The 12477-nt window shown below is 72.0% G+C and carries 8 protein-coding genes; 5 read left to right on the top strand and 3 right to left on the bottom strand.

What is annotated here, in order from left to right; translation table 11 throughout:
- Nucleotides 1–282: 282 nt before the first annotated feature.
- Entirely contained in the window at nucleotides 283–555 is a 273-nt protein-coding gene (locus JEK78_RS04215; RefSeq protein WP_200262753.1) for a hypothetical protein, read from the top strand.
- A gap of 147 nt (nucleotides 556–702) precedes the next feature.
- Here the strand turns inward: JEK78_RS04215 and JEK78_RS04210 are convergent, their stop codons facing one another.
- On the bottom strand, nucleotides 703–1512 hold the full coding sequence (locus JEK78_RS04210) for an Fpg/Nei family DNA glycosylase (RefSeq protein ID WP_200262752.1): 810 nt from the start codon (nucleotides 1510–1512) through the stop codon (nucleotides 703–705).
- Between the two features lie 178 nt (nucleotides 1513–1690).
- Nucleotides 1691–6568 carry an ATP-dependent helicase gene (locus JEK78_RS04205; protein ID WP_200262751.1) on the bottom strand — a complete coding sequence of 1626 codons (4878 nt, stop codon included), beginning with the start codon at nucleotides 6566–6568 and terminating at the stop codon, nucleotides 1691–1693.
- Nucleotides 6569–6743: 175 nt separating this feature from the next.
- On the opposite strand from JEK78_RS04205, the gene JEK78_RS04200 reads away from it, so the two are divergent.
- The 4 genes from JEK78_RS04200 to recX all read left to right on the top strand — a co-directional run bounded on the left by JEK78_RS04200 (nucleotide 6744) and on the right by recX (nucleotide 10443).
- Entirely contained in the window at nucleotides 6744–6938 is a 195-nt protein-coding gene (locus JEK78_RS04200; protein ID WP_200262750.1) for a DUF3046 domain-containing protein, read from the top strand.
- A gap of 169 nt (nucleotides 6939–7107) precedes the next feature.
- Nucleotides 7108–8247: an AI-2E family transporter gene (locus tag JEK78_RS04195; protein WP_200263987.1), complete on the top strand. Its 1140-nt coding sequence runs from the start codon at nucleotides 7108–7110 to the stop codon at nucleotides 8245–8247.
- 297 nt (nucleotides 8248–8544) lie between these two features.
- A complete protein-coding gene (recA, locus tag JEK78_RS04190; RefSeq protein WP_200263986.1) occupies nucleotides 8545–9657 on the top strand; it encodes a recombinase RecA in 1113 nt (370 codons plus the stop codon).
- A 3-nt stretch (nucleotides 9658–9660) separates the two neighbouring features.
- The gene (gene recX / locus JEK78_RS04185; protein ID WP_242483258.1) at nucleotides 9661–10443 is read left to right on the top strand and encodes a recombination regulator RecX; all 783 of its coding nucleotides are present in this window, start codon (nucleotides 9661–9663) and stop codon (nucleotides 10441–10443) included.
- 328 nt (nucleotides 10444–10771) lie between these two features.
- Here the strand turns inward: recX and JEK78_RS04180 are convergent, their stop codons facing one another.
- A complete protein-coding gene (locus tag JEK78_RS04180) occupies nucleotides 10772–12358 on the bottom strand; it encodes an FAD-dependent monooxygenase (protein WP_200262749.1) in 1587 nt (528 codons plus the stop codon).
- Between the last annotated feature and the right edge of the window lie 119 nt (nucleotides 12359–12477).

The following is a 12477-nucleotide window of genomic DNA, read 5'->3' as shown; positions in this document are numbered from 1 at the left end:
GTCTCGTGGGTCGATCCCCGAGGCTGGGCTCGGCGTCGTCGCGCGACATCCGGTACGTCGTGGCCCGGCAGGTCGGACCCGAAGCGGGGCAGGCGGGGGGCGCGTGTGACCTGGCGATCGCCCCCCGTCTCGGGGGCGGCGGCAGACTCTCTGGATGCGGCACGTCCCGGGCCGCGAGACACTGCCGACCAGGAGGAGGCTTCCGTCAGGAACGGAGGGACTCCGGAGTGGGTTCGTCGAGAGGTCTCCGCGTCAGGTGAGGTGAGCTCAAGTGGATCACCATTGGATGCTCCGAGCCGAGAACGGCTGACGCCGCCCGACCCGTCCGTTCCCGAACGGGGCATGTCGCTCCGCGCGGGGCGATGGCAGTGGGGCACGAGCGGCGCCCTGAGCCGGGGGATTCTGGTCGGGGCCGGTGCGCTGTGCTGGTGGTCGGCGTTCCGGCTGGTACTGGTACCCGAGGCCGGAGCGCTGGAGGGCGTCGTGTTGGCGACGGGGTGGGGGCTGAGTCTGTTGCCCGTGCACTGCACTCCCTCCGAACGAAGTCGCCGGTGACACGTGGCGACATCGCCCCGATCTTGGTTGGGACATGCTGCCTCCCTCTCACCGCTTGACTCCCGGGCCGGCGCTCACCGGAGGAGAACGTGGTCCACCCCTCCGACCGGATGGTGGTGAGGGTGCCCGCGTCGGCAACGCAGGGCCTCATCGATCCGGCGACGAGGGCACCGGACCCCACTGACAACGAGGGCACCAGTACGTCGGACGCGCCAGTGAGCCGTCGCCTCGCACGGAGAACCGAATCGGTGTGCCACACCGCAGGCACGGGAGACGGGAGCGGCCATAGACGAACAGGTCGGGCGAGCGGAGACCCGTGGTGTTCCGGACCGGACGCTCGCGGTTGGCTCGCAGGAGTCGCCGGGCGAGATCGGGCAGCGTCGTCGCCCGATCTGCGGGGAGGTCCCCGACGGGGAGCCAGGGGGTGACGCCCAGGAGGAAGCACAGCTCGCTCTTGTAGACGTTGCCCAGGCCGGAGAGATTCCTCTGGTCCAGGAGCGCCTCACCGATCGGACGGGTCGGGTCCGCCGACAGGTTGCGGCGCGCCGAGTCGCCGTCCCAGTCGTCACCCAACGGATCAGGGCCCAGGTGCCCGACGAAGCGGTGTTCCTCCGAGGTGGGGAGCAGGTCGAGTGTCTGAAGGCGGTATCCGACGGCGCAGCGATCGGCGGTGCCCAGAACCACGCGGATCTGGTGCACCGGCCCCCCGGTCCACCGAGCGCCGGGGGCGAAGACCTTCCAGGCACCCTCCATTCGGAGGTGTGTGTGCAGGGTCAGGCCGCCGGTGAACCGAGTGAGGAGATGCTTGCCCCGTGGAACGACCTCGAGGACCGTGCGTCCGGTCAAGTCCGCGGTGGCGTAGCGCGGCACCCGGAAATCGCTCCGCGTGACCACCCTGCCCGCGAGAGCATCGTGCAATGTCCGCGTCGCCCGCCAGACCGAGTCTCCCTCAGGCATGCGTCCCAGGGTGACACCGTCCGGCTCGTCAGACCGTCACCGCAGACCTCCGGCGCGCGGAGAGAGAACCAAGCACACACCGTGCACGCACGGTCGTCTCGCCCCAGGGGCGAGGAACCGGGGCCGCTGGCCCCGGTGGACGCGATCGAGGGAACCCCTCCTGGGGGCTGGGCGGATGTCAAGCCCGGATACGCAGCCCGCGAGGGGTGGCGGCGAAGCCCGCGGATTCCAACCAAGGGCTGAAGGGCGAGGTCAGAGCACTGCTTCCGTTCACCCGTTCGATGGTGAGCGTGCCGATCGATCCGGAGCGCGCCGCCGCGGCGAGTGCCTCGGCCGCCGGTCGTAGACGGGGGTCGTCCATGGGGAGGACCTCGGGGTCCGCGGGCCACGCGAGCAGTGTCTTTCCGCCCCGCTCCAGGTAGAGGGCGAGCTCGCCGTCGATCAGGACCACCAGCGAACCCGCCTTGCGACCGGGCTTGTGTCCGGCGGAGCCGACAGGCTCGGGCCAGGCGAGTGCGGCGCCATAGGCGTTCGCCGGGTCCGCCGCGGCCAGCACGACGGCCGCCGGTGCCCCGCGTCGCGGGGGACCGGCTCCGTACCCGGGACCGTGTGGGTGATCGGGCGGCGCGGGCGAACGGCCATCCTGGGCCTGGGCGTCGTTTCCACCGGCGAAGCCGATGTCGAGGGCCGGGTACGCAGTCCCCGGGCTTGACGAGCGGTCGGCGTCGGGGCGGCCTGACGGGACCAGTCGACGCGCGTCGCCATGCTCCGCGCCACCGGCAGGGGGCGACGTCGGTACCCCCCGACCGTGTTCACGCGCGTTGGCGACGGCCCGCAGCCGGTCCACGGCGCCTTCCGTGGCGAACTGGGCGGCCCCCAGTCCTTCCACCACGTAGCCTCGTCGGGCCTGCCCGGTCTCCTCGAAGGCGGACAGGACCCGATAGGCCGCGGGGAATCCGCCTTCCACCCCCTCGGCGGCGACGGCCCCCCGCGTCACGACTCCGTGCCGGTCGAGGAGGACCCGGGCCCGCGCGTGGGCGCGGACGGTGGGGTCGGCCTCCCTGCCCGGCAGCAGCGACCAGCGGCCGGCGACGCTCGGTGGTCCGCCCCTGGAAGCGGGCCGGGAACCGCCCGCCGGAGTGCCGTAGCGGCCTCGGGGAGTGCGGCGCCTGGCCCGGTGGGCGGTGGACCCGGCGGTCCGGCCGGAGTCCAGGAAGGTGCGCAACGGTGCCAGGGTGTCGTTGGTGAGCCATCCGGACCAGACCAGGTCCCACACGGCCTCCGCCAGCTGTCGGTCGGTGGCCTGCGGATGGGCGATGGCCACCTGTTCGGCGATTTGTCGGAAGAACAGTCCGTAACCGCCCGAGAGTGACTCCAGGACGGCTTGGTGGAGCGCGGTCGTCTCCGAGGGCCCGGGCGGCGGGAGGAGCAGGGGCGCCGCGTCCGCCAGGAACAGGGAGAGCCAGCCGTCCTTGCCCGTCAGTGCCCCGTTGCCGCACCACACCACCTCTCCGGCCGCGGTCAGCTCGTCGAGCATCGCCGGCGTGTAGTCGCCCACTCGGGCGGGCAGGACCAGACGCTCCAGAGCGGAGGCCGGCACCGCCGCGCCCTGGAGTTGTTCGACGGCGCGCACCAGCCCGTCGACGCCCCGGAGCGTGTGGCCGCCTCCGATGTGCTGCCACTGCGGCAGGAAACGGGCGAGCGAAGCCGGTGGCACGGGCTCGAGTTCCTGGCGCAACGCCGCCAGGGACCGTCGTCGGAGCCGACGCAGCACCTCCGCGTCGCACCACTCCTGCCCGACGCCGACCGGGTGGAACTCGCCCCGGACGACGCGACCGGTCGCGGACAGCCGCCGCAACGCGCCGTCCGTGACCGCCACGCCCAGACCGAAGCGGGCCGCCGCGGTCGCCGAGGTGAAGGGGCCGCGGCGTCTGGCATAGCGAGAGAGGAGGTCGCCCAAGGGGTCCGGCACCGGTTCGGTGAAAGCCTCGGGCACGCCGACCGGCAGTGCCGTGCCGAGGGCGTCCCGCAGCCGTCCGGCGTCCTCGATCACCGCGGAGTGCTCGACGCCGGCGACGCGCACCCTGATCGTGCGGCGCGCTCGGGCCAGCTCCCGCACCCAGTCCAGGCGGGCGCCCCGGTCGAGGAGTTCGGCGTCCGACAGCGGCCCGAGCACTCGGAGGGCGTCGGCGACACCCTCCACGTCCTTGATCCGCCGCTCCTCGGTCAGCCACTGCAACTCGCTCTCCAGCGCGCTCAGTACCTCGGCGTCGAGCAGTTCGCGCAGCTCGGCCCGACCGAGCAACTCGGCCAGCAGGCCGGAGTCCAGGGAGAGGGCCGCGGCCCTGCGCTCTGCCAGGGGCGAGTCTCCCTCGTAGAGGAACTGGGCCACATAGCCGAAGAGCAGGGACCGGGCGAACGGGGAGGGTTCGGTGGTGGTGACCTCCACCAGGCGCACCCGGCGGGTCTCGAGATCGCCCATCAGCTCGACCAGCCCGGGGACGTCGAAGACGTCCTGGAGACATTCGCGCACGGCTTCCAGGACGATCGGGAAGGAGCCGTAGTCGCTCGCGACCTCCAGCAACTGGGAGGCGCGCTGCCGCTGTTGCCAGAGCGGCGTCCGTTTGCCAGGCGTGCGCCTGGGCAGGAGCAAGGCCCGCGCGGCGCACTCGCGGAAGCGGGAGGCGAACAGCGCCGAACCGCCGACCTGATCGGTGACGATCCGCTCGACTTCCGTCCGGTCGAAGACCACCTCGGCCGCCCCGATCGGGGCTTCCCCGCTCTCGTGCGCGCCGCTCGCGGCCGTGCCGTCGCGGACCGGATCGGCGTCGAGGAGATCCATGCCCGCGAGGTCGGCGTCCGGCAGGCGCAGCACGATGCCGTCGTCCGCGTGCATCACCTGCGCGTCGATACCGTGCCGCTCGGAGAGCCGGGCGCCCAGGGCCAGCGCCCAGGGCGCGTGGACCTGAGCGCCGAAGGGGGAGTGGACCACCACGCGCCAGTCTCCCAGCTCGTCCCGGAAACGCTCCACGACGATGGTGCGGTCGTCGGGTACGTGTCCGCACGCCCGGCGTTGCTCGTCGAGGTAGGCGAGGACGTTGCCCGCGGCCCAGGCGTCGAGCCCTGCCGCCAGGAGTCGCACCCGCGCGTCCTCCTCCGTCAGGGCGCCCACCTCTCGCAGGAAGGCTCCCAGGGCGCGGCCCAACTCCAGCGGGCGGCCGAGCTGGTCGCCCTTCCAGAACGGCAGCCTGCCAGGCACGCCCGGCGCGGGGGAGACCAGGACCCGGTCGCGCGTGATGTCCTCGATGCGCCAAGAGGTGGTGCCGAGGGTGAAGACGTCCCCGGCCCGGGACTCGTAGACCATCTCCTCGTCGAGCTCGCCGACCCTGCCGCCGCCCTTCCTGGGGTCGGCGCCGGCGAGGAACACGCCGAAGAGCCCTCGGTCTGGGATCGTCCCGCCGGAGGTGACGGCGAGTCGCTGGGCACCCGGCCTCCCTGCCACGGTGCCGGCGACACGATCCCAGACCACGCGTGGGCGCAGCTCCGCGAAGGCGTCGGAGGGGTAGCGTCCGGCGAGCATGTCGAGGACGGCCGTGAAGGCCGACTCCGGAAGGGAAGCGAAGGGGGCGGCACGTCGGACGGTGGCGAGCAGCTCGTCCACGTGCCAGGTGTCCATGGCGGTCATCGCGACGATCTGCTGGGCCAGGACGTCGAGCGGGTTGGCGGGCACTCGCAGCGCTTCGATCGCGCCTTCGCGCATGCGCTCGGTCACCACGGCGGCCTGGACGAGGTCGCCCCGGTACTTGGGGAACACCACCCCCGCCGAGACCGCACCCACCTGGTGGCCGGCCCGACCGACGCGTTGCAGTCCGGATGCGACGGAGGGCGGGGACTCCACCTGTACCACGAGGTCCACGGCGCCCATGTCGATACCCAGCTCGAGGCTGGAGGTGGCGACCACCGCGGGCAGTCGTCCCGCTTTCAGGTCCTCCTCCACCTGGGCCCGCTGTTCCTTGGAGACGGAGCCGTGGTGGGCGCGGGCGAGGACCGGGGGAGCGCCCCGCGACGAGCCCGAGCCGCCCATCAGCTCCGCCGGTGCGTGGTGTGCCTCGGTGGGCTCGCCGCCGGCGCGTTCGAAGGCGATCTCGTTCAGGCGGTTGCACAGGCGCTCGGCGAGACGACGTGAGTTGGCGAACACGATCGTGGAGCGGTGCGACCGCACGAGTTCGGTGATCCGCTCCTCGACGTGGGGCCAGATCGACGGTCGATCGCCCTCTCCGTTCTCCCCGGGGCCGCCGGCGACCAGCTCGCCCAGGTCCTCCACCGGCACGACGACGGAGAGGTCGAACTCCTTGCCCGAGGGCGGCTGGACGATCTCGACCTTGCGGCGGGGCGAGAGGAACCTGGCCACCTCGTCCACCGGACGAACGGTGGCGGAGAGCCCGATACGGCGGGCCGGCGCGGACAACAGCGTGTCGAGCCGCTCCAGCGAGAGTGCGAGGTGAGCGCCGCGCTTGGTGCCGGCGAGGGCGTGCACCTCGTCGAGAATCACGGTCTCCACACCGGTCAGCGCCTCGCGCGTGGCCGAGGTGAGCATGAGGAACAGGGACTCCGGTGTGGTGATCAGAACATCCGGGGGACGGATGGCCAGCGCCCGTCGCTCCGCGGCCGGGGTATCCCCCGATCGGATGCCCACCCTGACGTCCGGCTCGGGGAGGCCGAGGCGCGCCGCCTCATGACGGATTCCGATCAGCGGGCTGCGGAGGTTGCGTTCGACGTCCACCGCGAGCGCCTTCAGGGGGGAGACGTACAACACTCGGCAGCGCTTCAGGGGGTCCGCGGGCGGCGCCGCGGACGTCAACCCGTCGAGAGCGGCGAGGAACGCGGCGAGGGTCTTGCCGGATCCGGTGGGCGCGACCACCAGCACGTCGGAGCGGTCGGCGATGGCCCGCCAGGCGCCTTCCTGAGCCGGAGTGGGCGCGGGAAAGGCCGCACGGAACCACGCGCGGGTGGCGGGGGAGAAGCCGTCCAGGGCGGGCGTTGTCGAGCTGGCCATGCGTCCATCGTGCACCTCGCCACCGACAGTCGGGCGGGACCGTGTCCGGCGCGGGTGAGGCGTGGCCCGGCGCGCCGAGGGGTTCGCCGAGTGCCCGGGGCGTTGGCCATCCGTCGTGGCCGCGGTGGGCGTGGGCGTGGGCGTGGGGCGGCCCCCGAGGCGGGATACTGGGCCCATGCGGTTGACGCTCTTTTGGCAGCGGATGGCGGACCACTTCGGTCCCGGGTACGCGGACACCTTCGCGCGCGATCACGTCATGTCCGAACTGGGCGGACTGACGGTGCACGAGGCGCTGCGCGAGGGGTGGGACGCCAAGGAGGTCTGGCGGGTGGTCTGCGCTGTCATGGACGTGCCGCGGGCCCTGCGCTGACGGGGCGGAGCCCGTGGGGGACGGCGTCGGCGCGCGCCCGGGGGTGGGCGACACTTGGTCCGTGGCATCCACAGAGGAGACCGGGCAGGCAGCCCCCCAGACACCCCCGTCCGCCCCGACCTCGTCGGGCGGGCCGCCCCCTCCCGACCCGGCGGGCAGGCCCGGACGCATGCCGCCCTGGTTGCCGCGGGCAATGCTCCTCGCTCTCGCGCTGTATGCGGCGTTCCAGTTCGGAAGTTGGGCGTTCCACCAGCTCACGGCTTTGCTGATCGACATTCTGATCGCCTTCTTCCTGGCCCTCGCCATCGAGCCCGCGGTCAGTTGGATGGCCGGGCGGGGGGTGCGGCGGGGGGCGGCGACCTTCCTGGTCTTCCTGACGACCGCGGCGGCGGCGGCGGGCTTCGTCACCCTGCTGGGGTCGATGCTCGCGGGGCAGATCGTCAAGATGGTCGACGACTTCCCCCAGTACCTGGACTCCGTGATCGAGGCGATCAACACCCACTTCGCGACGGAACTGAGGCGGGTGGACATCCAGGAGGGACTCCTGCGGTCGGACTGGCTGCGCGACTACGTACAGAACAGCGCCACCGGTGTGCTGGACGTCTCCGCGCAGGTCCTCGGTGGCCTGTTCCAGCTACTGACGGTGATGTTGTTCTCGTTCTACTTCGCGGCGGACGGTCCCCGGTTGCGTCGCGCGCTCTGTTCGGTGCTGCCGCCGTCGCGGCAGGCCGAGGTGCTGCGGGCCTGGGAGATCGCCGTGGACAAGACCGGCGGCTATCTGTATTCGCGTGGACTGATGGCGTTGGTGTCCGGAATCGCCCATTACATCCTGCTGGAGGTGTTGGGTGTTCCGTACGCTCCGGCCCTCGCGGTCTGGGTGGGGTTGGTCTCGCAGTTCATTCCGACCATCGGTACGTATCTCGCCGGAGCCCTGCCGTTGCTGATCGCGTTCACGGTGGACCCCTGGTACGCGTTGTGGGTGCTGGGTTTCGTGGTGGTCTACCAGCAGTTCGAGAACTACGTGTTGCAGCCCAAGCTGACCGCGCGGACCGTGGATGTCCATCCCGCGGTCGCCTTCGGCTCGGTCGTGGCGGGGACCGCGCTTCTCGGTGCCGTCGGGGCCCTGATCGCGATCCCCGCCGTGGCCACCCTGCAGGCCTTTCTCGGCGCCTACGTACGCCGCTACGACGTGGCGGAGGATCCGCGCGTGAGTGGACGCCGAGGACACGTCCCGCGGCCTGTGGTGCCCGACGGGGGCGCGGGTGGCGCGCGGGAGACGGTGGAGGGTGCCGTGGGGGAGGTCGGCTGAGCGGTCGCGGCCTCGCGGGGCTTCGAGGGTGTCCGGGCCCGCCCCGAGGTGTGCTCGGGTGTCTCCGGCGTACGCTCGGAGGTGCGTGGTGGCGCGCTTGACATGAAAATCGAACATCCATTCTCATGGGGGTTCGACGGCGCCGTCGGTGCGGAGGGGGTGACCTCTTCGGGAGCGGCGGGGTCGGCGCCGCGGTGGAGTTGTCCACAGATCGCTCGGCGTCGGGGCGCGTTGTCGGTGCCAGGCGCTAGCGTCTCCGGCGTGAAGCGATCGACTCAAGCAAACCGGGTGGAACCCATGGCGGGAAGCGACCGCGAGAAGGCGTTGGATGCCGCGCTCGCACAAATCGAACGACAATTCGGAAAAGGCGCGGTCATGCGCATGGGGGAGCGGTCGAAGGAGCCGATCGAGGTCATCTCGACGGGGTCGACCGCGCTCGACGTGGCTCTCGGCGTGGGGGGCCTGCCCCGGGGCCGTGTCGTCGAGATCTACGGCCCCGAGTCCTCGGGCAAGACGACTCTCACACTCCATGCGGTGGCGAACGCGCAGAAGGCCGGTGGACAGGTCGCCTTCGTCGACGCCGAGCACGCTCTCGACCCCGAGTACGCGAAGAAGCTGGGCGTCGACATCGACAACCTGATCCTGTCCCAGCCCGACAACGGAGAGCAGGCGCTGGAGATCACGGACATGCTCGTCCGCTCCGGTGCCCTGGACCTCATCGTCATCGACTCGGTCGCCGCCCTCGTGCCCCGCGCCGAGATCGAGGGTGAGATGGGCGACAGTCATGTCGGTCTGCAGGCCCGGCTGATGAGTCAGGCCCTGCGCAAGATCACCAGCGCGCTCAACCAGTCCAAGACCACGGCGATCTTCATCAACCAGCTGCGCGAGAAGATCGGCGTGATGTTCGGCTCGCCGGAGACCACCACCGGAGGCCGTGCCCTGAAGTTCTACGCGTCGGTGCGCATCGACATCCGTCGCATCGAGACGCTCAAGGACGGCACGGAGGCGGTGGGCAACCGCACCCGGTGCAAGGTCGTCAAGAACAAGGTCGCGCCCCCCTTCAAACAGGCGGAGTTCGACATTCTCTACGGCCAGGGCATCAGTCGCGAGGGCGGCCTGATCGACATGGGGGTCGAGCACGGTTTCGTCCGCAAGGCCGGTGCCTGGTACACGTACGAGGGCGATCAGCTGGGTCAGGGCAAGGAGAACGCGCGGAACTTCCTCAAGGACAACCCGGACCTCGCGGACGAGATCGAGAGGAAGATCAAGGACAAGCTGGGCGTCGGCACCCACCCCGCCGAAGCCACCGGCGAGGGCGGGGCGGATTCCCCGGCATCGGGGACGGCGACCGTACCCGCCCCCGCCTCGACCAAGGGGGCGAAGTCCAAGACCGCAGCGGCCAAGGGCTGATCCGTGACACGACGCACCGAGTGGCCGGTCGACGTCGACCGGACCACCGTGAGCGGCTCACGGTCCTCGGGCACCCCGGCCGGCGGCGAGGACCGAGACGGCGTCGGCCGAAGCGTGTCCCCCACGACCGGCCCGGATCGCATCCCTCCCGAGGGTCCCCCGGCCCGGGGGCCCGATCGGCCCCGACACGGAAGTTCGGCGCGAGGGGGCGGACGGGACCGACTCCTACCTCCGGCCCGGGGCGCCGGAATCACCGCCACGTCGGGTGCCGGGCAGGACGGGTCGCACCCTGACCCGGCCGAGCGGGCACGGGCGGTCTGCCTGCGCCTGATCACCGGGGCGCCCCGGACCCGAGGGCAGCTTGCCGAGGAGCTGCGCCGGCGACGCGTGCCCGACGACGTCGCCGAGGAGGTGCTCGACCGGTTCGAGCAGGTCGGCCTGATCGACGACGTGGCTTTCGCGCACGCATGGGTGGAATCCCGACACCACGGTCGGGGGTTGGCGAGTCGGGCCCTCGCCCGAGAACTGCGGACCAAGGGCGTGGCCCCCGACCTTGTCGACGCCGCCGTCTCCCGGATCGACTCCGATCAGGAGGAGGCGACCGCACGCGAACTCGTCGGCAGGAAGCTGCGAGCGACACGCGGGCTCGAACGGGACAAGCGGCTGCGCCGCCTCGCGGGCGTGCTGGCCCGCAAGGGTTACCCCGAGGGCCTCGCCCTCCGCGTGGTGCGACAGGCCCTGCGAGAGGAGGGGGAGGAGGTGGACCCTCCCGACGAAGCGGTCTGACACCTCCGGTCGTGGAGGAGACCCCGGCGTCGATCCCGGGTAGACGCACACCCTGTGCGCCCTCGACGCGGACGGCCACAGCCGCAGGTCGGCCGAGGCCTTGTCGGGGAGGGTGAGCCGCCCAACCGGCGCTGATCCGCGGAATGCCCCGGTCTGACGATCGAGGGCGAATCACGACTCCGTCTCGCTCCGATCTCGGGCGTGGGCACGGTTCCTAGGTCCCTCGGCGCCAACGGCCGGCTCACCGCACTCGGTCCGGCCGCTTCGGCCACGTCACGCCGTCCTCGACCGCCGGGAGGGGTCCGGCCGCGACTCCGGTTGTGGCCGTTCAGCACGCACCGACGGCGGTCGTCGCCGCCTCCGAGCCCCCGAGCGCGGCCTCCGCGGCGCCGTACAGGTCCGCGGGCCGAACCCCGCCGAAGGCGGTCACCAGGTACCCGTCGGGACGCACCAACAGCACGGTATGGGGCGCCGCGCCCGGGTAGCCGTCGGCGACCAGCAGCTCCGCGCGGTAGGGCAGCGCCGTCACGGCGGCGGCCAGCCGTGGCATGACGCCGGCACCCACCCAGTGCCGTCGATCCCACACGCTGGTGCCCGGTGCGACGAGCACGACCAGCAGTGCCCCCCGCCCGAGGCGTTCGCGCAACCGGACACGGTCGCCGTCCTCGGCCGTGACCTCGACGTCCTCGGCGGTCTCGCCCGGGCGGGTGTCCACGCGGGCGCCTCCTTCCAGCCTCCGCGGCGCCAAGGGTGAATCCGCGTAGCTCACCGGCGCACCGAGCGCGCCTCGGCCCAGGCGGCCGTCGAGGAGGAGGGCGTCACGGGAGGTGCCGGGAACTCGAAGCCGCAACCCTCCTCCGCCTCTGAGCAGGGGCAGGACCTGGTCCGCCGCACGAAGCCGCGCCGCTACGGCGGCCCGCCGCTCCTCCTGGTAGCTGTCGAGGAGCGCCTCACGCGGGCCGTCGTGCCAGCAGGCGGCCAGCTTCCAGGCCAGGTTGTCCGCGTCGCGCAGGCCCTCGTCGAGCCCGTGCGTGCCGAGCGCGCCGAGGAGGTGGGCGGCGTCACCGGCGAGGAAGACACGGCCGTCCCGCCAGCGGCGGGCGAGGCGGTGGTGCACCACGTGCACGCCGGTGTCGAGGAGTTCGTAGCAGGGGCTCTTCCCGGCGCCCCAGCCGGTCAGTGCCTCTCGTACTCGGTGCACCATGAACTCTGGTGTGACCAGGTCCCTTCCGGGTGGGAGGAGCCAGTCCAGTCGCCACACGCCCTCGGACAGCGGACACGCGGTGATCTCGGAGACGGACGGACCCGAGGTAGGCCACGGGGGGTTTCGGTGCATGACCGCCAGGCCCGCCCATGGCAGATCGGTACGCAGCGCAGCCACGGCGTGGCGCTCCACCGCCGTGCGACCCGGGAACCGAATGTCCAGGAGTTTGCGGACGGTCGAACGGGGGCCGTCGCACCCGACGAGGAAGGCACCCCGCCACCTGTCGTCCGCCGTGCCGCGGGTGCGCGCGGTGACGCCGGAGCCGTCCCGCTCGACGCCGTCCAGGCGCGCGTTCACCACCACACGGACGAGCGGTTCGCGGGTCAGTGCCGATCGCAGGGCGTCCGTGAGCAGGTGCTGGCCGACGTGCAGGGGGCGGGGACCGGGCTCGAAGTGCTCCTCGCGCACGACCCGACCTCGCCGCATGGCCCGCCATCCCACCCAGTCGGTACCGGCGTCCGCGAGCGGCAGGCCGGTCAGGCGCTCCATCAGGGACACGGTGTCGGCACGGAGGACGACCGTGCGGGCGGTCCGCGGTTCGTCCCTTCCCGAGCCCTCGTCCAAGAGGAGGCAGGGGACCTCTTGACGGGCGAGTGCCAGGGCCAGAGTCAGCCCCACTGGTCCCGCCCCGGTGACGATCACGGGGTCCACGTCGCCGCGCCTCCCGACCGTGATGGCGTCCGGGCGGACACGGGGGTACACGAAGGCGGGGCGGGGTCCACGATCACAGAACGTATGCAACCCATTGCCACCGCACGCGTCAAGTGACG

Origin of the sequence: Streptomyces sp. HSG2, assembly GCF_016598575.1 — a bacterium.
Lineage (GTDB): Bacteria > Actinomycetota > Actinomycetes > Streptomycetales > Streptomycetaceae > Streptomyces.
Note: the sequence above shows the minus strand (reverse complement) of the source record. Positions and strands in the feature narration are given on the sequence as shown.